This is a genomic window from Nocardioides guangzhouensis (genome assembly GCF_004519545.1).
GTDB lineage: Bacteria > Actinomycetota > Actinomycetes > Propionibacteriales > Nocardioidaceae > Nocardioides > Nocardioides guangzhouensis.
Window position 1 is genome coordinate 80,563 of sequence record NZ_SDKM01000003.1, and the last position, 21,569, is coordinate 102,131.

The window sequence follows — 21,569 nt, forward strand, 5'->3', positions numbered from 1 at the left end:
CTACTGGGTCGCCCCGCCCAGGAACTGGAGGCAGGCGAACGCGCCGACGAGGACCGCGCCGTAGCAGAGCGTGCCGACCAGCACCCGGTGCTTGATCTGCAGGCCGTCGTACAGGGTGTAGCGGAACCGGTGCGCGGCGTGGACCAGCATCACCACGAACAGGCCGAAGAGCACCAGGAAGGTCAACGGGTTCGACACGATCGCGTCCAGGTGGTCGTGCGATGGCGGGTCGATCCAGCCCAGCGGGAACGCCAGCGCGAAGAGGAAAGCCAGCACCGGCATGAACAGCGCCGCGAGCACCCCACCCCCGCTGAAGGCCAGCCAGACGAACGGTTCGATCCGGAACTTCACGACAGCACCAGCCAGGCGACGAAGGCGGTGACCGCGGCCAGCGCGGCGTACTGCCCGGCGATGATCGCGATACCCGGCACGCGGTGCCCCCGGACCCGGACGACCATCGCCTGCGGCGTCAGGCTGAACCAGGTGATGGTGTGCAGGACGATGAACGCGAACGCGATCACGTTGAGGGTGACCAGCCACGGCGAGGCCGCGTCGTCGAGGAAGTCCTGGTACGCCGCCTCTCCGCGCCCCACGGCGCGGACGAACAGCAGCAGGTAGAGCACCAGCCAGGCGATGAAGATGCTGCTGAGCTCGCGCATGACGAACACGAAGTAGGTGCGCTTGTGCAGCCACCACCACAACGGCACCGGCCGCCGGTAGGACAGGTCGTCCCCGGTCGCGCGGCTCACCGGAACGCCCTCGGTAGCAGGAACGCCTTGACCGACTCCTGCGCGGCCTTGAGCTTGTAGCGCTGGATCGCGCCGGCGGGGTCCACGTGCTTGGGGCAGACCCGGGTGCACTCGCCCACGAAGGTGCAGCCGTAGACGCCCTCGGCCTCGATCAGGACGTCGAGCCGCTGCCGGGCGCCCTGGTCCCGGGAGTCGAGGTCGTAGCGCTCGGCGAGGGCGATCGCGGCCGGGCCGACGAAGTCCGGGTCGAGGCCGTAGACCGGGCACGCGGCGTAGCAGAGCATGCAGTTGATGCACATGCTGAACTGCTGGTAGGCCTCGAGCTCCTCGGGGGACTGGAGGTACTCGCCGTCGTCGACGGACTTCTCCTCGTCGCGGATGATCCACGGCTTGACCCGGGGCAGCTTCTCCAGGAAGTCGTCGATGTCGACCACGAGGTCCCGGACCACCGGGAAGTTGGCCAGCGGCTCCACCCGCACCGGTCCGGGGGCGTAGTCGGTGAGGAAGGTCGCACAGCTCAGGCGCGGCTCCCCCTGGACGTTCATGCCGCAGCTCCCGCAGATGCCCATGCGGCACGACCACCGGAAGGCCAGCGTGCTGTCCACCTCGTTCTTCACGTGGTTGAGCGCGTCCAGCACCGTCCAGTCCGTGCGCAGCGGGACGTCGTACTCCTGCCAGCCGGGCTCGCGGTCCTTGTCCGGCCGGTAGCGCGCCACCTCGACGCGGATCTCGTCAGCCATGCTCACCTCCCGTAGACGCGCTCGCCCGGGGGCCAGCGGGTGATGGTGACCGGCAGCCGGTTGACACGCGGCGTGCCGTCCGGCCCGCGGGTGACCACGTGGTGGTGCAGGAACCGTTCGTCGTCCCGGTCGGGGAAGTCGGTGCGCTGGTGGGCACCGCGCGACTCCTCGCGGTGCATCCCGGACCTGAGGATGCACTCGGCGACGTCGAGCAGGTTCGCGGCCTCCAGCGCGGCCACGAGCTCGGTGTTGAACGTGCGGCTGGTGTCGCGGACGCCGACGCGACCCACCCGGTCCTGGAGCTCGCGGAGCGTGTCGGCACCCGTGGCCATGTCCGGCCCGTTGCGGTAGATCCCGGCGGCCGCCTCCATCGTGGTCTGCATCTCGGTGCGGATCGCGGCGATCGAGTCGTCCCGGGGGAGCCGGCCGAGCAGGTCCCGCTCGAGGCGACGCGTCTCGTCGGTGACCTGGCTCCCGACGGACGGGGGAGGCGGCCCGGCGGAGGCGGCGTACGCCGCGGCGGCGCGGCCGGCGCGGGCGCCGAACACGAGACACTCCGGCAGGGAGTTGGAGCCCAGCCGGTTGGCCCCGTTGATGCTCACGCACGCGGTCTCGCCGGCGGCGTAGAGGCCACCGAGACCGGTCGCACCGTCGGCATCGGTGTGGACCCCGCCCATCATGTAGTGGACGACGGGACGCACCGGGATCAGCTCGCGCACCGGGTCGATGCGTTCGTACTTCAGGCACAGCTCGCGGACGAACGGCAGCTTGGTGTCGATCAGCTTCGCGCCCAGGTGGCGCAGGTCGAGGTGCACGACGGACCCGTACGGCGTCTCGAGGGTGCGGCCCTTCGCCTCCTCGTGGACGAACGCCTGCGACAGCCGGTCGCGCGGCCCCAGCTCCATGCTGCGCAGCTCGGGGGTCGGGGTCGGCGTCCCCAGGTCGTAGTCCTGGAGGTAGCGGTAGCCGTCCTTGTTCACCAGCCAGGCCCCCTCGGCCCGGGTGGCCTCGGTGATGAGGATCCCGGTGAACGGCAGCCCGGTCGGGTGGTACTGCACGAACTCCATGTCCTTGAGCGGCGCGCCGGCGCGGTACGCCAGGGCCATGCCGTCGCCGGTGTTGATGTTGGCGTTGGTGGTGAACGGGAAGACCTTCCCGCAGCCGCCGGTGGCGAGGACCACCGCCTTCGCGGTGATCCCCCGCACCCGGCCGGTGCGGAGCTCGACCGCGACCACGCCGTGGACCCGCCCGTCGTCGACCAGCAGGCGGGTCACGAACCACTCGTCGTACCGGGCGACGGCGGGGTACTTCAGCGACGTCTGGAACAGCGCGTGCAGCATGTGGAAGCCGGTCTTGTCGGCCGCGAACCAGGTCCGCATCTTCTTCATGCCGCCGAACGCCCGGACCGCGACCCGGCCGTCGGGCTGCCGGCTCCACGGGCAGCCCCAGTGCTCGAGCCGCAGCAGCTCCCGCGGGGCCTCGCGCACGAAGTACTCGATGGCGTCCTGGTCCCCGAGCCAGTCGCTTCCCGAGATGGTGTCGTAGATGTGCTCGTCGATGGTGTCGCCCTCGGCGATCACCCCGGCCGCGCCGCCCTCCGCGGAGACCGTGTGGCTGCGCATCGGGTAGACCTTCGAGACCACGGCTACGTCAAGGCCCGGGTCGGTCTCGGCCACCGCGATGGCGGCGCGCAGGCCGGCAGCACCCCCTCCGATCAGGAGCACGTCGTGCGTGGCGACCATCGGGTCGTCACTCACCCCGCAGCTCCTCGTCCACCAGCACCTTCCCGTGGTGGTTGACGGTCATGAAGTGGACGCTGCCGTCGTGGAACTCCTCACGGTGGCTGTGGCAGCCGCACGTGTAGCGCACGTCGACGGTGACGAGGCCCTGCTGGTCCTCGGACGTGAACTGCTCGCCGCCGTGCTGCTTCCCGCAGGGTGCACGGACGGCCTCGAAGCTGGTGATCGTCGATGTCACGGCCCACCTCTCTGAGCGCCGGGACGGATCCGGGATGTCTGTCCAGACTGCCCCTCGGTGTCCGGAATGTGAAGAGGTGCGCGGGGTCAGGTGCGCGCAAGTCCCGTCGCCTCGATCGCCCGGGACAGGGGCACGTGCTCGCGCGCGTCGGTGGCCGCCCGGCGGAGCAGCCGCCCGCCCAGCGTCGCGCGGCCCTCCCTGAGGGCGACCTGCGCTCCGCGCCAGCGGCAGTACGCCGCGTCGTGCGGGCGGTGCAGCCGGTCCCACGCGGCCGCCGCCCGGGTCCACTGCTCGACCGTGGCGTCCTGGGTGAGCCGGGCCAGCTCGGCGGCCCACGTGGTGCCCTCAGCAGGCCCGGCCGCGTGGGTCGGGCGCTCGGCGAAGGGGGATGACCGCGCCCGACCAAGGAGCCGACGCAGCTCGCGGGCGCAGGAGAGTCGGTCCGTGGTGGCGGAGCGCTCCGCGAGGTCGGCCGTCGCACGCGCAGCCAGCACGAGCGGGCCACCGGCCATGATCGCGGCGTCCGTGGGCAGGCCGTCCTGAAGGACCTCTGTCAGGAGAGCCAGCGCACGGTCGTGCTGGCCGCACCAGAGCAGGGCGTCGGAGTCGTACCGCACGTCCTCGAGCCGGTTGGAGATGAGCCCGTCCCGGAAGTCGGCGAGCGCGGTGAACCGCGAGAGCGCGTCCGCGCACCGTCCGCGGAGGACGTCGACGCACGCACGCTCCGCGTGCACGCAGGAGGTCTCTGGGGTCGGCGGATCGTCCGAGATCAGCGGGTCGATGAGGGCCGCTGCCCGCCCGACCTGCCCGGACAGGCGCAGGGCCGCTGCCATGTTGGCGCGGATCATCAGCACGGGCCGGGTCTCGATCCCCCAGGCCGCCGCGGCCTCCAGCCCGCTGGTGCCCGCGGCCAGGACCTCCTCGACCGGTCGCCCCATGTCCGTCAGGACGGCGGTGCGCGTCACCGCCAGATGGATGTCGGCTCCCGGATCGGGGCGGTCGCCGGCCCGGGGGGCCGCCTCGCCCAGCAGCGCGAGCGCGCGGTCGGCATGGCCGACGTCGGACTGGTGGATGGCTTCCCGGATGAGGATGTTCCGGTAGGTCGTGGGGATGTCGAGGCCGGCCGCCATCTCGCGGGCACGTGCCGATGTCGCGCGCGCCTCCTCGTAGCGGCCGAGAGCGTCGAGGATCTGGTCGCGCACGTGCAGCGCGTCGACGTACGCCGGCGAGGGCGGGCGCCCCTCGTGGAGGGCGATGGCGCGGTCGACGAGGGACAGGGCGCCGTCGGGGTCGCCCAGCCAGCACCGGATGTAGGCAGCACGTCGGAAGGTCCCTGCAGCGGCCGGGTCGGAGGGGTCCGAGAGGTCGCGCAGGGCCGCCTCCGCGACCTGCCACCCGGTGAGGACGTCGAGGAAGCACAGGATCTCCATGGCGGCGTCGTAGACCTCCGGCTTGCGGATCGGGGGATCGCCGGCCTCGAGCAGGCCGTCAGGCCACAGCGACAGCACGCGCAGCCACTGGTCGGCTGCCTGGGCGAGCGCGTACCGCTGGGCGGCGGCGCGGGCCGCGGCGACCCGCCAGGTCAGCTCCTCGGCGGGGACGCCGGCCCGCTGCCAGTGCTCGGCGACCTCGGCGGGCGAGACGTCCGGTCTCCGTCCCAGGCCCTCCGCCAGGCGGCGGTGCTCGTCGGCCAGCTCGCCGGGCACGAGCCGGCGGCGGATCGCCTCGGCGAGCAGGGGGTGGTGCACCTCCACGAGCCGGGTGCTGCCGACCCGCAGCAGACGACGGTCCGCCAGCTCGTGCAGCGCGCCGCTCAGCTCGGTACCGGTGACTCCGGCGGCGTCGGCCAGGATCCGGTCGTCGAGTGACCGGTCTGCCACCCCGAGCGTGCGGGCGACGCGCCACGCGGGGCCGTCCAGGTCGGCCAGCCGCCGGTCGAGCAGGTCGGCGAGCAGGCTGGGCATGGGCGCCCCGACGGGTTGGGCGGCGAGCTGCTCCGTGAAGAGCGGCTGGCCGGCGCTGCGGCGGTGGATGAGGCCGGCGGTGGCAGTGCTGACACCGAGCAGTGCGAGCTGCTCGGCGGTCTCGTCCTCGCTCAGCGGACCCAACGGCAGCGCGTCCACGTCGGGCAGCCTGGTCACGCGCTGGAACCAGTCGAGGGTCGCCTGCGCGGTGGTCGGGTCGTCGGTCCTCCAGCTCCCGACCACCGGTACGGCGGGACCACGGGCCAGCAGGTGCTCGAGCATGTCCAGCGTTGCGGGGTCGGCCCAGTGCAGGTCCTCCACCACGACGGCCAGCGGCCGGAGGTCGGCGAGCGCCGCCAGCACGGCGCCGACCGCCAACGACATCCGGTGCCGGGACCAGGCGTCCTCCTGCGGGGTGTGCTGCGGCGCGGCCTCGAGCTCGGGGAGCAACGGAACCAGTGCCTCGGTCACGTAGGGCGCGGTGCCGGCCAGTGCCTCTCCGAGCCACCGACCGCCGTCGACGTCGTGGACCGCCCGCAACGCGTCGCTGACGGGGAGCACCGGTACGGCGGCCGACAGCGGGAGGCAGGCGCCCTTGGCGACGAACACCTCGCCGTCGACCGCGGCCGTGGCCGCGCGCACCAGGTGGGACTTGCCGATCCCGGCCTCGCCGGTGACCAGGAGCAGGCCGCGGCCACCGACCAGGTGGAGCCGCACGGCCCGCAGCTCGTCCTTCCGCCCGGCGACCGGGACCAGGGACCCGGGGGAGCCCCCGCCCTCGGCGGCGTCGGCGGCCAGCCACAGCGTCCGGAACATCTCGACGTCCCCGCCCAGCGACTCCACGACCAGCTCCAGCACGCCCCACGTCGGCAGCCGCGGCGAGGAGAACACCGCCGAGACCGTGGTCGGGCTGCAGCCGACGTAGCCGGCGATGCTGCGCAGGCTGGGCCGTCCCGCCCGGTGGTGCAGGTCGTGCAGTGCCTCGACGAGGTCCCGCCCCGTACCCGGCGGGAGGTCCGGTCGCGTCAGGACTCCCATGGTCACCCTCATTCCCAGCATCCCCGCGCGATCGGAGGGGTGTCCATGGCCCGCCCTGACCAGTGCAGCAGGAGCGGAACCCGTGGTCTCTGTCCAGTTCTGTCCAGTCCCGTCAACCCGCCGTACGGCGCTCCGACGGTGGAGGTGTCCGCCGCCCGGAAGGAGCACGGAGATGCGCACCACCGCCGTCCGCACCGGATCCCTCGCCGTCCTGGCCTCGCTGGCGATCCTCGGCAGCGGGCTCCTCAGAGCCTCGGTCGCGGCCGACCAGGAGGAAGCAGGCAACTGTGGCTGCCCGCCCCTCTCCCTCCGGTCGTCGACGGACATCGACGAGGTGGTCGCGGTGCGCAAGATGGAGATGGCCGCATACCTCGTTGCCCGTCACTGACCCGAGAGGGCAGGAGGCTCAGCGCCGCGGGCGGTGCGACGGGGCCGTGGCCGCCGGGTGCCGCGGGATGTCGTGTCGAGTTGCCACCGGTCATTGCATGCTCCAAACTCTAGTGACTCACTAGACAATGGAGGCATGACGTGAGACCTCGCACGACCACCCTTCTCGGGATCCTGGTGGCCGGTGCGGCGATGCTCCTCGGCGGGCAGCTCGTCACACCTGCGGGTCAGGCGGCGCCGGGGGAGATCCCCGCCCCCGCCCGGCCCGACGCACGTCCCGACATCGTCCTGGTCCTGATGGACGACTTCTCCCTCGAGCTGCTGGCGACGATGCCGAACGCGCAGCAGATGGCGGCCGAGGGTGCCGTCTACGACAACGCGTTCGTCATCGACTCGCTGTGCTGTCCCTCCCGGGCGGCGCTGCTCACCGGGCAGACACCGCACCAGACCGGTGTCCTGACCAACACCCCGAACGACCTCGACCACCCGATCGGCGGCTACCGTGCGTTCGCCGCGAACGGTAACGCGGAGCGACAGTTCTCCGTTGCCCTGCAGGACAACGGCTACACCACGGGCTTCGTCGGGAAGTTCCTCAACGGTTACGAGACCGGCAACGCCGGCGGTCGGGTCCTGCTGCCGCCGAAGGTGCCCGGCTGGTCGACGTGGAACGCCATCCTCGGCGGTGGCTACAACGGCTGGGGCTACAAGAGCACCTACCTCGACGAGGCCGGGGATGTGCAGCTGCAGAACCACCCGAAGCCGCCGCGCGACTCGTCGGTGGCCGACCTCGACCGTGCGTACGCGACGAACGTGACGTCCCGCAAGGCGGTCCAGTTCCTGGAGGAGGCGGAGGTCGGCGACGCGCCGTACTTCCTCGAGATCGCGACGTACGGCCCGCACAGCCAGCTCCAGAGGGCCTATCCCGACAGCCCGCAGTTCCCGTCGGCGTTCGCCGACCGCGCGCCGGCCGGCGACCCGACGGGTGGCAGCTGCGGGACGAGGCCGTGCGGCGCGCTGACCCTCGCCGACCTCGTCGGGTACGACGACCCGCGCGACGACAATGCACCGACCTACCTGCACGGCGGGCGCACCGAGCCGGCACCCGCCTGGCGGACCAACGACATCTCGCTGACCGGCGAGCAGGCGTTGACCCGCTACCGCGACCGCGCGCGGATGGTGCAGTCGATCGACCGTCTGCTCGCGAAGGTGCGCGAGGCCGCGGGTCCCGACACCTACGTGTTCCTCACCTCCGACAACGGGTTCCACCTCGGCCAGCACCAGCTCAACGGCGGCAAGGGCACGCCGTACGACTCCGACAGCCGGGTGCCGCTGGTCGTGGTCGGGCCGGACGTCGTCCCCGGGTCGCGCCACCAGTTCGTCAACAACATCGACCTCGCGCCGACGTTCGAGGAGCTGGCCGGCCTGCGGCCCAAGAGGTTCCGCAGCGGCCGGTCGTTCGCCGAGACGCTGCGGTCGGCCGGGGCGCCCGGCGCACGCTACGCGTTCTTCGAGCACACCTACGCGAAGAGCCAGCCCGGCGAGGTCGACACCGACGAGGGCTCCGGCGGCACCATCGACATCATCCCGTCGTACGTCGCGGTGCGCGGCGAGCGCGGACTGCTGGTGCGCTTCGACCTCGACAGCTCGTGGCAGGGCACGGAACACGCCTGGGAGCTCTACCGGTACGACGTGCCGTGGGAGGACACCAACGTGTTCGCCGAGGACCACGACGAGCCGTGGGTGCGCGACCTCAGGCGCCGCCTCGAGCTGTACGACGGGTGCGCGCCCGCCGAGTGCCGCGCGGCTGCGCGCTGACCCCGCGCTTGCCGCGGCCCGCCCCGGTTCCGGCCGGGGCGGGCCCGGTCGAGCCACGGTCCACCAGGTCGAAGTCCACCCGGTTCGCCGGAAGCACCGCGCCGTCGCCGCGGGCCAGCGCGTCGAGGACCAGCTGGCCGGTCAGGCGTCCCTGGTCGCCGACGTGCTGGTCGAACGTGGTGATCCCGAACAGGTCGGCGGTGGGATGTCCGTCGACGCCGATCAGCGACATCCGCCCGGGCACGTCGATCCCCGCCACCTGGAGCTCCCGCAGCGCCCCGATCGCGAGCTCGTCGGAGTAGGCGAAGACCGCGGTCGGGGGCTCGGGCAGCGCCAGCAGCCGGCGCATCGCCCGGGCGCCGGCATCGACGGCGTACGGCTCGGTGACGACGTACGCCTCGTCGTCCGGGAGCCCGGCGGCGGCCAGCGCGTCGTGGAAACCGCGCGAGCGCTCCGCGTCGGAGGACCAGTAGGCGCCCTCGGTGTCGCTGGTGCGGAGCATCCCGATCCGGCGGTGGCCCAGCGCGGCGAGGTGCTCCACCGCGGCGACGCCGATCGCGTGGTCGTCGACGCCGACGTACGGGAAGTCGCGGATCCGGCCTCCGGCCACCAGCACCTGGGCGCCCATGAAGTCGAGCCGTTCGGCCTCGACGGTGAGCACCGGCAGGGCGACCAGCACCACCGCGTCGACCTTGCGGCGCGACGGCAACGCGTCGAAGAAGTGCAGCCGCTTGGCCTCGCCGTCGAGCTGGTAGACGAGCACGTCGAGGCCGCCGTCGCGCAGCACCCGCTCGAGCGCCGAGACCATCTCCGCGTAGAACCAGTTGTGCAGGCGCGGCACCACGATGGCCACGCGCCCCGTCGATCCACGCGAGAGCTGCGAGGCCTCGGGGGAGATGACGTAGTGCAGCTCGCGGGCGGTCGCCTTGATCAGCTCGCGGGTCTCGTCGCCCACCCCCGGCAGGTCGCGCAGGGCACGCGATACGGTGCCGGTGGACACGCCGGCCCGCCGCGCCACGTCGGCCATGTTGACCTGTGAGGTTCTCGTCACCGGGGCATCCCCGTCCCTTCCCGGTTTCCCGTTCGGACACCCCCGAGGGGTGCCTCGACCGGCGCGGGTCCGTATGCCGAACCGTCACCAAGAGGCTGTTGACACCACAGTGTGACGTGCATCACGATCAGACGCAAACGTTTGCGTTAATACGGCGTGAACGGCCCCTGATGAAGGATGCGCATGGTCTCGCACCTCTCCGGCGACCCTCTCCGCCCCGGCGGCGTGGTGGCCCCGCAGTCGTACGACGCCGTGACGAACCGGGTCCCGCGCGGGTCCGTGCCCTCACCGTCGCGTGAGGCACGTCCGTCCGGTTCATCTGCCTGGGTGGCTGCTCAGTGAGGCCCGCCCGAACACCGACCGACGGCCTGGGCAGGGCTGTTCGCGACTCCTACAACAACCGGAGGAAAGCAATGCGGATCAAGCACAGTGCCAGCCTCTTGGCCCTGGCCCTCATGGTCACCCCGCTCGCCGCGTGTGGCGGCGACGACGGCGGCGGCGGAGGAGGTGGCGGCGACAACGCCGCCTTCAAGGAGAACCTCGACTCCAAGGGCCCGATCACCTACGTCCAGGGCAAGGACAACACCGGCGTGGTCGCCCAGCTCATCGCGAAGTGGAACTCCGAGCACCCCGACGAGAAGGTCACGGTCAAGGAGCAGACCGTCGACGCGAACCAGCAGCACGACGACCTGGTGCGCAACCTCCAGGCCGGCACTGCCGACTACGACGTGATGTCGGTCGACCTGATCTGGACGGCCGAGTTCGCCGCGAAGGGCTGGCTGCAGCCGCTGCCGGACCTCAAGCTGGACGGTGTGCTCCAGCCGGTGGTCGACTCCGGCAACTACAACGGCACCCAGTACGCCGCCCCGCAGACCTCGGACGGCGGCATGCTCTACTACCGCACCGACCTCGTGAAGACCCCGCCGAAGTCGTGGGACGAGATGATGGGCATGTGCGACATCGCCACCAAGGCGAAGATCGACTGCTACGCCGGGCAGTTCGCGAAGTACGAAGGCCTGACCGTGAACGCCTCCGAGGCGATCAACGGCGCCGGCGGCCAGATCGTGGACGCGGCGGGCAAGCCGACCGTCGACAGCCAGGAGTCCATCGACGGCCTCGACACGCTGGTGCAGGCGTACGCCGACGGCAACATCCCGAAGGCGGCCATCACTTACAAGGAGGAGGAGAGCCGCCTGTCCTTCCAGAACGGCAAGCTGCTGTTCATGCGGCAGTGGCCCTACGCCTACAACCTGGCGCAGACCGAGGGCAGCTCGAAGATCAAGGGGAAGTTCGCGGTCGCCCCGCTGGTCGGCCTCGACGGCCCCGGCACCTCGTCCCTCGGTGGCCACAACAACGCGGTCAGCGCCTTCTCGGACCACAAGGCGACCGCGATCGCCTTCGTGAACTGGATCATGGAGGAGGAGCAGCAGCGGCTCTACACCGAGAAGGGTGGCAACGCGCCGGTGCTCGAGTCCCTCTACACCGACCCGCAGCTGGTGAAGAAGTATGCCTACCTGCCGACTCTGCTCGAGTCGATCAAGACCGCGGTGCCGCGGCCGATCACGCCCTTCTACCCGGCGGTGTCCAAGGCGATCACGGACAACGCCTACGCGGCGATGCGCGGCGAGAAGAGCGCCGAGGACGCGATCAAGGACATGCAGGCCGCCATGGAGGCGGCGTCCTCCAGCGGCCAGTAAGGCCTTCTACCGGCTGTGGTGCGGGGTCGCCCCGGCGGCCCCGCACCCCCGGTCCCGCCCGACGGAAGGATCCTGATGTCAGCACAGACCACCGGCTCGGCGGTCGCCTCTGAAGAAGCACCCAAGCTCAAGAAGAAGGGCAAGGGCGGCGGGGACGAGGACCGCGAGCTCATCGATCCGCACCAGGCGCGTCGCGCCTACGTGCTGATCGCTCCCACCATCGTCCTGCTGGCGATCGTCATCGGCTACCCGGTGCTCCGGGCCGTCTGGATGTCGTTCCAGCAGGACGCCAAGCTCGACCCGCAGACCGGCTTCTTCCAGGAGGGCGGTTTCGCCGGGTTCGAGAACTACACGCACTGGCTGCTCCAGCGCTGCGGCGACACCTCCTGCCCGGTCGGCACCACCGCCGCCGGCTTCTGGGAGGTCGTCTGGATCACCTGCTTCTTCACCATCGTGACCGTGACCCTCGAGCTCGTGCTCGGCTTCGCGTTCGCGCTGATCATGAACGGCAAGTACCGCGGCCGTGGACTGGTCCGGGCCAGCATCCTGATCCCGTGGGCGATCCCGACTGCGGTGACCGCGAAGCTCTGGTACTTCATCTTCGCCGTCAACGGCATCGCGAACGCCCTGCTGAACACCGACATCCTCTGGTTCAGCGACAAGTGGGCCGCGCGTTTCGCGATCATCATCGCCGACGTGTGGAAGACGACGCCGTTCATGGCGCTGCTGATCCTGGCCGGCCTCCAGCTGATCTCCGCCGACATCTACGAGGCGGCCAAGGTCGACGGCGCGAGTGCCTGGCAGCGGTTCACCTCGATCACGTTGCCGCTGGTGAAACCGGCGCTGATGGTGGCGCTGTTGTTCCGCACGCTCGACGTGCTCCGCATGTACGACCTCCCGGCGATCATGACCGGCGGTGGCGCGGGTGACGGCAACGACACCACGACCTTGTCGATCCTCGTCGTCGAGGAGATCAGATCCGCGTTCAACAGTGCCGCGGCGCTGTCCACGTTGACGTTCCTCTTCGTCTTCCTCGTGGCGTTCGTCTTCATCAAGTTCCTCGGCGTCAATGCCGTGGAGCAGTCGGCCGGCGGAAAGAGGAAGTGACGACATGGCCACTGCAACTGCCACCGGCACCACCTCTGCCGAGTACAAGGCGGCCCAGCCGAAGGTCCCGGTCTGGAAGACGATCCGGCTGTACGCCGGCGTCGCGCTCATCGTGGTCTGGGGACTCGCACCGTTCTACTGGATGGTGGTCACGTCCTTGCGCGACCTCCAGTACACGTTCGACACCACGCCGTACCCCACGCACGTCACGCTCGACAACTACCGCACGGTGTTCGACACCGACTTGGGCAACCACTTCGGTCGCGCCTTGCTCAACAGTCTGTTCATCGGTGTCTGCACCACGCTCATCGGCCTCGCGGTCGGTGTGTTCGCGGCGTACGCCCTGGCCCGGCTGGAGTTCCGCGGGAAGTTCGTCGTGCTCGGCATCGTGCTCGGCGCCTCGATGTTCCCCGGCGTCGCGCTGGTCACGCCGCTGTTCCAGCTGTTCCGCAACATCGGCTGGTTCGGCACCTACCAGGCGCTGATCATCCCCAACATCTCCTTCGTCCTGCCGTTGACGATCTACACGTTGACGGCGTTCTTCCGGGAGATGCCGTGGGAGCTCGAGGAAGCGGCCAAGATCGACGGGGCGACGCCGGGACAGGCGTTCCGCATCGTGATCCTGCCGCTCGCGGCACCGGGCCTGTTCACGACCGCGATCCTCGCGTTCATCGCCTCGTGGAACGAGTTCCTGATCGCCAGCCAGCTGAGCAACGACAAGACCCAACCGGTCACGGTCGCGATCGCACAGTTCACCGGGTCCCAGCCCCAGGTGGAGCCGTACACCGCGGTCATGGCGGCCGGCACCGTGGTCACGATCCCGCTCATCATCATGGTCCTGCTGTTCCAGCGGCGGATCGTCGACGGCCTGACCGCAGGAGGTGTCAAGGGCTGATGCCGCAGCGAGGTGCCCCCGCCCGGGGCGGGCGGGGGCCCAGCGCCCGACGGCAGCGATGGGAGATGGTTCTCGGGATCCTCGGGTTCTTCACCGTCGTCGCCTTCGTCGTGACCGTGGTCGCCGAGGTCCGGGGCGAGCCCGCCCTCAGCGAAGCGATCGTGCTGGCCGGGTTCGTGGTCCTGACCTACCTCGCCTACCGAGCCTGGCAGCGCTCCGACTGAGCACGGCGGCGCTGCACGGGAAACAACTCATCGAGTTCACAACGGATCGTCCGGCACGTTCCTGCCGGTGAAGGAGAGATGTAGTCATGGCAACGATCAGCTTCAAGAAGGCGCAGCGGTGGTATCCGGGTGCGGACGAGCCGGCGGTGCCGGGCATCGACCTGGAGGTCCGGGACGGGGAGTTCATGGTCCTGGTGGGTCCGTCGGGGTGTGGGAAGTCCACGACGCTGCGGATGCTGGCGGGTCTGGAGGAGGTGAACTCGGGGCACATCTTCATCGGGGACAAGGACGTCACGGCGCTGCCGCCGAAGGACCGGGACATCGCGATGGTGTTCCAGAACTATGCGCTCTACCCGCACATGAGCGTGCGGGACAACATGGCGTTCGCGTTGAAGATGGCGAAGGTGCCCGAGGAGGAGCGCAAGCGTCGGGTGGCCGAGGCGGCCAAGCTGTTGGGGCTGGAGCAGTTCCTGGAGCGCAAGCCGAAGGCGCTCTCGGGTGGTCAGCGGCAGCGGGTGGCGATGGGTCGGGCGATCGTGCGGGAGCCGCAGGTGTTCTGCATGGACGAGCCGCTGTCGAACCTGGATGCGAAGATGCGGGTGCAGACCCGCACCGACATCGCGAAGCTGCAGTCCTCGTTGGGGGTGACCACGGTCTACGTCACCCACGACCAGGTGGAGGCGATGACGATGGGGGACCGGGTGGCGGTGATGAAGCTGGGGATCTTGCAGCAGGTGGACACCCCGCTGAACCTCTATGACCGGCCGGCGAACCTGTTCGTGGCCGGGTTCATCGGCTCGCCGCAGATGAACCTGATCGAGGCGCACGCCGAGAACGGGCAGGCGCAGATCGGCAGCTACCGGGTGCCGGTGGACGAGGCGGCGGCGAAGAAGATGCAGGGCAACATCACCGTCGGGGTGCGGCCCGAGGCGTGGCGGATCGAGAAGGACAGTGAGCACGGCCTGCCGGTGCAGGTGACGGTGGTCGAGGAGCTCGGCTCCGACGCCTACGTCTATGGCACCTGCGGGGTCGAGGGCACCCCGTCGAACGTCATCATCCGGGTCAGCGGGCGCGACCACGTGCAGAAGGGCGAGACGGTCTTCGTGACCACCGACCCGCGCCACGTGCACGTGTTCGACACCGACACCGGGGAGCGGCTCAGCGACTGAGCGCCTCCTCGACCACGGAGACTTCCTCCGGAAGGCGGCCGGCCGGGTGCGGGACATCCGGCCGGCCGTTCCCGTGCCGGGACGCGTCCCGGGGCGTGACCCAGCCGTCAGCGGCCGGCCTGGCTCCGGGCCCGGTTGGCGGTGCTCGCGATGACGTCGGCGAACGTCGGCCACAGGTCGCGGGGGAGGTCGTGGCCCATCCCCTCGACGAGCAGCAGCTCCGCGCCGGGCACCGCGGCCGACGTGGCCCGGCCGCCCGAGACGTGCACCATCCGGTCCTTCATGCCGTGGATGACCAGCGTCGGCACCATCACCGCGTGCAGCCCGGTGGCCCGGTTGGGCTGGGTGAGGACCGCCATCATGTGCCGCAGCACGCCGGGCCCGTTGAGCCCGCGGTCGAAGGTCTCTTCGGCCCTGGACCGGGTGTGCAGCGGGTCCTCCGGGTAGCCGGGCGAGCCGATCATCTCCCAGAACTTCGCCGACCCCTCGACGTACGCCTCGCGCTCGATGCTCCGCGGCGCCAGCAGCGCCGGCAGCAGCTTCGGGTCCTGCCAGCCGACCGTCCGCTTTCCGGTCGTGGACATGATCGAGGTCAGGGACCGGACCCGGGCAGCGTGCTCGATCGCGAGCGTCTGCGCGATCATGCCCCCCATCGAGATGCCGACCACGTGGGCGCCGTCGACCCCGAGGTGGTCGAGCAGCCCGGCGGCGTCGCCCGCCATGTCGGAGAGGGAGTACGGCGCGGAGACCCGGCGTCCGGCGAAGGCACGGAGCAGGGCCAGCCGGGTGACCCGGCCCTTCTGCTTCGAGGACCGGCCGGTGTCGCGGTTGTCGTAGCGGATCACGTAGAAGCCGCGGCGCGCGAGCAGCCTGCAGAAGTCCGGGTCCCACCAGGTCATCGGCCCGCCGAGGCCCATGATCAGCAGCAGCGGCCGGTCGCCGGGGTCGCCGAAGGTCTGGTAGCAGAGCTCCACGCCCGAGCTCACCGGGGCAAAGAGCTCCTCGGAGACGGCGACGTCGTCCTCGTGGCTCATGCGGTCAGTCAACACGACGGCCGGTCGGGCGGCCGAGGACTGGGGTCGGATTTCCCGCTATCCGGGCACTCCGCGCCGTACCGTGGGGAGATGCGCACGTCGCTCGCGCCGTTCCTGGCGCCGGAGGGCTTCCGCCAGCCCGGGCTGCTCAGCCTGGCGCGGGAGCTGACCGTGGTGCCAGAAGGTGGGCGTGCGGCGCTGCGGGCGGTGGCCGACCGACGCGAGCGCCTGGCCACGCCGTACGCCGACCGGGCGCCCGCGCGCGCCACCGAGCCGGTGCTCCTGGTGCCGGGCTTCCTCGCCGGCGACTGGTCGCTGCGGGTGATGGCCGGGACGCTGCGCCGGCACGGCTACCGGACCTACCGGTCCACGATCCGCTCCAACGTGGCCTGCATGGCCGACAACGCGGTGCTGCTCGAGCAGCGGCTGGAGGCGATCGCCGCCCGCCGCGAGAGCCGGGTCCGGATCGTGGGGCACAGCCTCGGCGGGATGCTGGCCCGCGGCCTCGCCGTACGCCGGCCCGACCTGGTGGCCGGCGTGATCACCATGGGCAGCCCGATGCTGGCTCCCGGCACCTCCCACCCGGTGCTGCTCACCGCGGCCGACGTGCTGGTGCGGCTGAGCCGGGCCGGGATCCCCGGGTTGATGTCCGAGGAGTGCGTGGCCGGGGAGTGCGCCCGCACCACGTTCGAGGAGTCGCGGCTCCCGGTCCCGACCGGGGTGTCGCTGACCTGCGTCTACTCCCGCGGCGACGGGATGGTCGACTGGCGCTCGTGCGTCGACCCGCTGTCCCGACCGGTCGAGGTGCGCGCCAGCCACCTCGGCATGGCCGTCGACCCCCGGGTCGTCGACGTGGTGGTCGCCGAGCTGCTCGGGCTGGAGCCGCTGGCCGCGACCGCCTGAGTCACTCGTGCCCCACGATTCCCCGGGCGGCCGGGGAATCGCTGCGATGTCAGGCGTTTCAACCCTGACAACCCACTGATTTCCCTGACAGGCGCGGGGGTACGGCGCGGGGTCAGTGCTCGAAGTCGATGGCGCTGTAGGCGCGCAGCTTGGAGAGCCGGTGCTCGGAGGTGATCGAGCGGATGGTGCCGCTGCGCGAGCGCATGACCAGGCTGTGGGTGAGCGCGCTGCCGGCGCGGTAGCGGACGCCCTTCATCAGCTCGCCGTCGGTGATGCCGGTGGCCACGAAGAAGCAGTCGTCGCCGGTGACCAGGTCGTCGGTGGTCAGCACCCGCTCCAGGTCGTGGCCGGCGTCGACCGCCCGCTGCCGCTCGTCGTCGTCGCGCGGCCACAGCCGACCCTGGATGGTGCCGCCCAGGCACTTCATCGCGCAGGCCGCGATGATCCCCTCCGGAGTGCCGCCGACGCCGAGCAGCAGGTCGATGCCGGTGTCGGCCCGGGCGGCCATGATCGCGCCCGCGACGTCGCCGTCGACGATGAACTTGATCCGGGCGCCGGTGGCCCGGATGTCCTCGGCCATCTTCTCGTGGCGCGGCCGGTCGAGCAGTACGACCGTGACGTCCTCGGGGCTGGAGCCCTTGGCCTTGGCGACCAGGTTGATGTTCTCCGCGACCGGGAGCCGGATGTCGACCACCGCCGCGGCCTCGGGGCCGGTGACCAGCTTCTCCATGTAGAACACCGCGGACGGGTCGTACATCGTGCCGCGCGGGGCGACCGCGAGCACCGAGATCGCGTTGGCCATGCCTTTGGCGGTCAGCGTGGTGCCGTCGATCGGGTCGACCGCGACGTCGCACTCCGGGCCGGAGCCGTCGCCGACGGTCTCGCCGTTGTAGAGCATGGGCGCGTTGTCCTTCTCGCCCTCGCCGATGACCACGACGCCGTTCATGCCGATGCTGGAGATCATCACCCGCATCGCGTTCACTGCGACGCCGTCGGCGCCGTTCTTGTCACCCCGGCCCACCCAGCGACCGGCCGCCATCGCGGCCGCCTCGGTGACCCGGACCAGCTCCAGCGCCAGGTTGCGGTCGGGGGACTCGGGGCTGACGGACAGGGACGGCGGCACCGGGCTCTCGTTCATGCCCGGATCGTATCGGCTCACGTCGGGGCGGCGACGTACGAACGGACCGAGGTCTCCTTGACCGACAGCCAGACCTCCCGGCCGGGGACCAGCCCGAGCTCGGCGGCGGCCGCCGGGGTCACGTCCGCGATGAGCTCCTGGCCGCCGACCGCGTGCACGACCAGGCGCAGCGCCGCGCCGTGCGGGCTGGCGGCGGCGATCCGGCCCGGCCAGCGGTTGCGGGCGGAGCCGTCCGGCTCGTGGAGGTCGACGTTGACGGCGGTCGGGCTGAACGCCCGGAACCGCTCGCCGTCTCGGAGCACGTTCAGGCCGACCAGCCGGGCGACGTGGTCGGTGGCCGGTTGCTGGGCGACCTCCAGTGGGGTGCCGAACTGCGCGACCCGGCCGGCGTCGACGACCAGCACCCGCGTGGCGATCGTGAGCGCGTCGATGGCGTCGTGGGTGACCAGCAGCGTGACGCCGTCGTAGTCGCGCAGGTGCCGGGCCAGCTCCAGCCGGAGCGCCGTCGCCACCGACACGTCCAGACCGGCCATCGGCTCGTCGAGCAGCAGCAGCCGTGGGTCGGCGGCCAGGGCCCGGGCGATGGCGACCCGCTGGGCCTGCCCGCCCGAGAGCTGCCGCGGCTTGCGGCCGGCCAGGTCGCCGATGCCGAGGCGGTCCAGCCAGTCCTGCGCAGCGGCCTCGGCGGTACGACGGGACACGCCGCGCGAGCGGGGCCCGAAGGCCACGTTCGCCCGGGCGGTGAGGTGCGGGAACAGCATCTTGTCCTGGAAGACCAGGCCGACGCGGCGCTCGCGCACGGGGAGGGTGAGCAGGTCGGTGCCGTCGAGCAGCGCGTGGCCGGTGGCCGGGACCAGCCCGGCGAGCGCCCGGACCAGGGTGGACTTGCCGGCGCCGTTCGGCCCGATCACCGCGACGATCTCGCCCGGGGCGGCCGTCAGCGCGACGTCGAGCCGGTCGGGGACCGCGAGCCGGGCGTCGAGGCCCGGGCCCACGGAGGCAGCCCCGCTCACGGCGTGCCCAGCCAGCGGTCGCGCAGCAGGAGCAGCACCGTGATCGACACCCCCAGCATCACCAGGCTGGCGGCGAGCGCGGCCCCCTGGTCGGACTGGCGGGTGACGTAGATCAGGGTGGGCATCGTCTGCGTGGTCCCGGGGTAGTTGCCGTTGAACGTGATGGTGGCACCGAACTCACCCAGCGAGCGGGCCCAACCCAGCACCATCCCGGCCAGGATGCCCGGCAGCGCCAACGGCACCGTCACCCGGCGGAAGGCGGTCCACCGGGAGGCGCCGAGCGTCGCGGCTGCGGCGTCGTACTCCTTGTCGGCCGAGCGCAGCGCGCCCTCGATCGCGATCACCACGAACGGCATCGAGACGAACACGTGTGCCAGCACCACGCCCCACACCGTGAACGGGAAGGCGAAGCCGGTGAGCTCGAGCAGCGGCTCGCCGATCACGCCGGTCCGGCCGAACGCCGTCCGCAGGGCCACGCCCGCCACCACCGGCGGCAGCACCAGCGGCACCGTGACCAGGGCCCGCAGAAGTCCGCGGCCCTGGAAGTCGACGCGAGCCAGCAGCCAGGCCAGCGGCAGCCCGAGGAGCAGGCAGACCAGCATCGCCGCGGTCGAGGTCACGAGCGACAGGCGGAGCGCCTCGCGGAGCTGCTCGCTGCCCAGCTGGTCGGCGAGCCCGGACCAGTCGGTGGCGGCGACCATCGCCGCCAGCGGGACGACGAGGAGCAGGGTGGCGATCGCTGCCGGCAGCAGCAGGAGCGCCGGCGGGCGACCGAGCGGGTCCCTGGTCACGGTGCCGAGAAGCCGGCCTCCGCGAGCGTGGCCTGCCCCTCCTCGGAGGTGACCAGGTCCACCCAGGCCTGGGCCAGGTCTTCGTCGTCGGTCTGCGAGAGGGCAGCAATGTAGTACGACGTGGGGTGGTCGGCGGCGTCGTCGATCTCGACCACGTTCACGGCGTCGCCGGCCGCGACCGCGTCCGACTTGTAGACGAAGCCGGCGTCCGCCTCGCCCGAGGTGACCTTCTCGAGCGTGGACTTCACGTCCTCCTCGAGGCTGACCGGCTCGGAGGTGACCTTGTTGCTCCCGACCAGCTCCAGCGCGACCCGGCCGCAGGGCACCTCGTCGGCGCAGCGCACCCAGGTCGCGTCAGCGAGGTCGTCGATCGCCTTGATCCCGGCCGGGTTGTCCGGCGGGGTGACCAGCACCATCGTGTTGGTCGCGAACGCCTCGGGCGTGGTCCCGGTCGCGTCGGCGTCCACCGCGACCTGCATGGACTTCTCGTCCGCGGTCGCGAGCACGTCGCCGGGTGCGCCGTCCGCGGCCTGCTCGGCGAGGTCGGTGCTGGAGCCGAACGAGAACTCCACCTCCACCCCGTCGTGCTCGGCCTCGAAGTCCTTGGCGAAGCTCTCGAACACCTCGGTCAGCGAGGCGGCCGCCAGCACGGTGAACGTCTGGGTGCCTCCGTCCGTGCCCGGCTCGGAGTCGTCGGAGCCGCAGGCGGCCGACGGCACGAGCAGCAGCAGGGCGACGAGGGCGACCCGGAGCGGACGCAGGGTGGTGGGCATGGGTCAGGGCCTCTCGACGACGACGTTGGTGGACTTCACCGAGGCGATGGCGCGGACACCGGGCTCGAGGGCGAGCTCCTCGGCCGCCTCGGTGCTCATCAGCGACACCATCCGGTAGGGCCCGCAGATCATCTCCACCTGCGCCATCACGGTGTCCTTGGTGACCTTGGTGACGATCCCGGAGAGCCGGTTGCGGGCGCTCACCGCGGAGGCCCGCGAGGCCTCGCGGTCCGGGTGCTCGGCCAGGGACTCGGCGAGCGCGGCCAGGTCGGTCCCCGCGACCACGGAGCGTCCCCCGTCGCTCGTGGTGCGGAGCCGTCCCGCCTCGACCCACCGGCGCAGGGTGTCGTCGCTGACACCGAGCAGCTCGGCGGCTTCCGCAATCCGATACGTCGTCACGGGTGAAGTGTGCCGCACCTGCGGCAGGATTGACCAGTAGGCTCCGCACCTGCGCGTCGCGGACTCCCGCTTCCGGGGTGTCGTTCCACCCGGCGACCGGGGTCTCGGGCCGGCCCGGGAGAATGCTGCGTGTGAGCGAGCAGGCGGGCCGGTACCAACGCAGCTTCCCGGGGATGGTGGGCGCGCTGATCGTCGTGATCGGGGTCATCGTCGCGTTCGTGGCATTCCGCGCGCTCAACCGCGACGACCTCGAGATCAAGCCGGACAGCGTCGACTACCTCGCCACCGTCAAGGCGCTGCAACAAGGCGGCGGCGGCCCGGTCGTCTACCCGCCGACGCTGCCCCAGGGCTGGATCGCGACCGCCGCGGCGTACAACGCGGACGGCGTCTGGGGCATCTCGCTGCTCAGCGGCGAGGACCACTTCGTCGGGATCCGCCAGGACACCGTCGACCCCGGCGCCGACGCCGGGAGCACCCTCGACGACCTGGTGACGACGTACGTCGACGCGGACGCGCAGGAGGGCGACCCGGTCACGCTGGACAGCACGCTGGCGCCCGAGTGGCGGTCGTTCACCGACGGCGGCGGCGACTACGGGCTGGCGGCGGAGACCGACGCCGGCGTCGTGCTCGTGGTCGGCACCGCCCCCGAGGAGCGGATCCGGGACCTCACCGCGTCGCTGACCACCGACGACGTGTCCTGAGCCG

At 71.4% G+C, this 21,569-nt stretch carries 22 protein-coding genes; 9 read left to right on the plus strand and 13 right to left on the minus strand.

Annotation, left to right across the window (positions count from 1 at the left end):
• From EKO23_RS02915 to EKO23_RS02940, 6 genes are all read right to left on the minus strand, one after another.
• Window positions 1-351, minus strand: a complete 351-nt coding sequence (locus EKO23_RS02915; protein ID WP_217702425.1) for a succinate dehydrogenase/fumarate reductase transmembrane subunit — start codon at window positions 349-351, stop codon at window positions 1-3.
• On the minus strand, window positions 348-749 hold the full coding sequence (locus EKO23_RS02920) for a fumarate reductase subunit C (protein WP_246050866.1): 402 nt from the start codon (window positions 747-749) through the stop codon (window positions 348-350). The genes EKO23_RS02915 and EKO23_RS02920 overlap by 4 nt, the downstream gene beginning before the upstream one ends.
• Window positions 746-1,489 (minus strand): succinate dehydrogenase/fumarate reductase iron-sulfur subunit, encoded by a 744-nt coding sequence (locus EKO23_RS02925; protein ID WP_134713905.1) that lies wholly within the window; start codon window positions 1,487-1,489, stop codon window positions 746-748. The genes EKO23_RS02920 and EKO23_RS02925 overlap by 4 nt, the downstream gene beginning before the upstream one ends.
• Window positions 1,490-1,491: 2 nt before the next feature.
• Complete coding sequence (frdA, locus tag EKO23_RS02930; protein ID WP_246050867.1) at window positions 1,492-3,246, minus strand: fumarate reductase (quinol) flavoprotein subunit; 1,755 nt, start codon at window positions 3,244-3,246, stop codon at window positions 1,492-1,494.
• Window positions 3,239-3,466 carry a hypothetical protein gene (locus tag EKO23_RS02935; protein ID WP_134713907.1) on the minus strand — a complete coding sequence of 76 codons (228 nt, stop codon included), beginning with the start codon at window positions 3,464-3,466 and terminating at the stop codon, window positions 3,239-3,241. Before EKO23_RS02935 ends, frdA begins: the two co-directional genes overlap by 8 nt.
• A gap of 86 nt (window positions 3,467-3,552) precedes the next feature.
• Window positions 3,553-6,468 (minus strand): ATP-binding protein, encoded by a 2,916-nt coding sequence (locus EKO23_RS02940; RefSeq protein WP_167880295.1) that lies wholly within the window; start codon window positions 6,466-6,468, stop codon window positions 3,553-3,555.
• Window positions 6,469-6,640: 172 nt separating this feature from the next.
• On the opposite strand from EKO23_RS02940, the gene EKO23_RS25015 reads away from it, so the two are divergent.
• Window positions 6,641-6,856: a hypothetical protein gene (locus EKO23_RS25015; protein WP_167880296.1), complete on the plus strand. Its 216-nt coding sequence runs from the start codon at window positions 6,641-6,643 to the stop codon at window positions 6,854-6,856.
• 140 nt (window positions 6,857-6,996) lie between these two features.
• A complete protein-coding gene (locus EKO23_RS02945; RefSeq protein ID WP_134713911.1) occupies window positions 6,997-8,670 on the plus strand; it encodes a sulfatase-like hydrolase/transferase in 1,674 nt (557 codons plus the stop codon).
• On the opposite strand, the gene EKO23_RS02950 is transcribed toward EKO23_RS02945, so the two are convergent.
• Window positions 8,606-9,721: a LacI family DNA-binding transcriptional regulator gene (locus EKO23_RS02950; protein ID WP_134713912.1), complete on the minus strand. Its 1,116-nt coding sequence runs from the start codon at window positions 9,719-9,721 to the stop codon at window positions 8,606-8,608. The two genes, EKO23_RS02945 and EKO23_RS02950, sit on opposite strands and share 65 nt — an antisense overlap.
• A 413-nt stretch (window positions 9,722-10,134) precedes the next feature.
• On the opposite strand from EKO23_RS02950, the gene EKO23_RS02955 reads away from it, so the two are divergent.
• The 5 genes from EKO23_RS02955 to EKO23_RS02975 all read left to right on the plus strand — a co-directional run bounded on the left by EKO23_RS02955 (window position 10,135) and on the right by EKO23_RS02975 (window position 14,813).
• Complete coding sequence (locus EKO23_RS02955; RefSeq protein WP_134713913.1) at window positions 10,135-11,418, plus strand: ABC transporter substrate-binding protein; 1,284 nt, start codon at window positions 10,135-10,137, stop codon at window positions 11,416-11,418.
• Between the two features lie 75 nt (window positions 11,419-11,493).
• Window positions 11,494-12,525, plus strand: coding sequence for a carbohydrate ABC transporter permease (locus tag EKO23_RS02960; protein WP_134713914.1), 1,032 nt, complete (start codon window positions 11,494-11,496; stop codon window positions 12,523-12,525).
• A 4-nt stretch (window positions 12,526-12,529) separates the two neighbouring features.
• On the plus strand, window positions 12,530-13,420 hold the full coding sequence (locus EKO23_RS02965) for a carbohydrate ABC transporter permease (protein ID WP_134713916.1): 891 nt from the start codon (window positions 12,530-12,532) through the stop codon (window positions 13,418-13,420).
• Between the two features lie 65 nt (window positions 13,421-13,485).
• Entirely contained in the window at window positions 13,486-13,644 is a 159-nt protein-coding gene (locus tag EKO23_RS02970) for a hypothetical protein (protein WP_217702426.1), read from the plus strand.
• Window positions 13,645-13,730: 86 nt separating this feature from the next.
• Window positions 13,731-14,813 (plus strand): ABC transporter ATP-binding protein, encoded by a 1,083-nt coding sequence (locus tag EKO23_RS02975; RefSeq protein WP_134713920.1) that lies wholly within the window; start codon window positions 13,731-13,733, stop codon window positions 14,811-14,813.
• A gap of 107 nt (window positions 14,814-14,920) precedes the next feature.
• Here EKO23_RS02975 and EKO23_RS02980 read toward each other — a convergent pair whose 3' ends face one another.
• On the minus strand, window positions 14,921-15,847 hold the full coding sequence (locus EKO23_RS02980; protein ID WP_134713922.1) for an alpha/beta fold hydrolase: 927 nt from the start codon (window positions 15,845-15,847) through the stop codon (window positions 14,921-14,923).
• Window positions 15,848-15,937: 90 nt separating this feature from the next.
• Between EKO23_RS02980 and EKO23_RS02985 the strand changes: the two genes are divergently transcribed.
• Entirely contained in the window at window positions 15,938-16,750 is an 813-nt protein-coding gene (locus EKO23_RS02985; protein WP_134713924.1) for an esterase/lipase family protein, read from the plus strand.
• Between the two features lie 112 nt (window positions 16,751-16,862).
• Here the strand turns inward: EKO23_RS02985 and glpX are convergent, their stop codons facing one another.
• From glpX to EKO23_RS03010, 5 genes are read right to left on the minus strand one after another with little or no spacing between them, the layout of a single operon-like run.
• The gene (gene glpX, locus EKO23_RS02990; protein ID WP_134713926.1) at window positions 16,863-17,888 is read right to left on the minus strand and encodes a class II fructose-bisphosphatase; all 1,026 of its coding nucleotides are present in this window, start codon (window positions 17,886-17,888) and stop codon (window positions 16,863-16,865) included.
• A gap of 17 nt (window positions 17,889-17,905) precedes the next feature.
• Window positions 17,906-18,883, minus strand: coding sequence for a sulfate/molybdate ABC transporter ATP-binding protein (locus EKO23_RS02995; protein WP_217702427.1), 978 nt, complete (start codon window positions 18,881-18,883; stop codon window positions 17,906-17,908).
• A gap of 14 nt (window positions 18,884-18,897) precedes the next feature.
• Window positions 18,898-19,692: an ABC transporter permease gene (locus tag EKO23_RS03000; RefSeq protein WP_246050868.1), complete on the minus strand. Its 795-nt coding sequence runs from the start codon at window positions 19,690-19,692 to the stop codon at window positions 18,898-18,900.
• The gene (gene modA, locus EKO23_RS03005) at window positions 19,689-20,465 is read right to left on the minus strand and encodes a molybdate ABC transporter substrate-binding protein (protein ID WP_134713930.1); all 777 of its coding nucleotides are present in this window, start codon (window positions 20,463-20,465) and stop codon (window positions 19,689-19,691) included. Before modA ends, EKO23_RS03000 begins: the two co-directional genes overlap by 4 nt.
• 3 nt (window positions 20,466-20,468) lie before the next feature.
• Window positions 20,469-20,864, minus strand: coding sequence for a TOBE domain-containing protein (locus EKO23_RS03010; protein WP_134713932.1), 396 nt, complete (start codon window positions 20,862-20,864; stop codon window positions 20,469-20,471).
• Window positions 20,865-20,995: 131 nt separating this feature from the next.
• Between EKO23_RS03010 and EKO23_RS03015 the strand changes: the two genes are divergently transcribed.
• A complete protein-coding gene (locus EKO23_RS03015; RefSeq protein WP_167880297.1) occupies window positions 20,996-21,565 on the plus strand; it encodes a DUF4245 family protein in 570 nt (189 codons plus the stop codon).
• Window positions 21,566-21,569 lie beyond the last annotated feature (4 nt).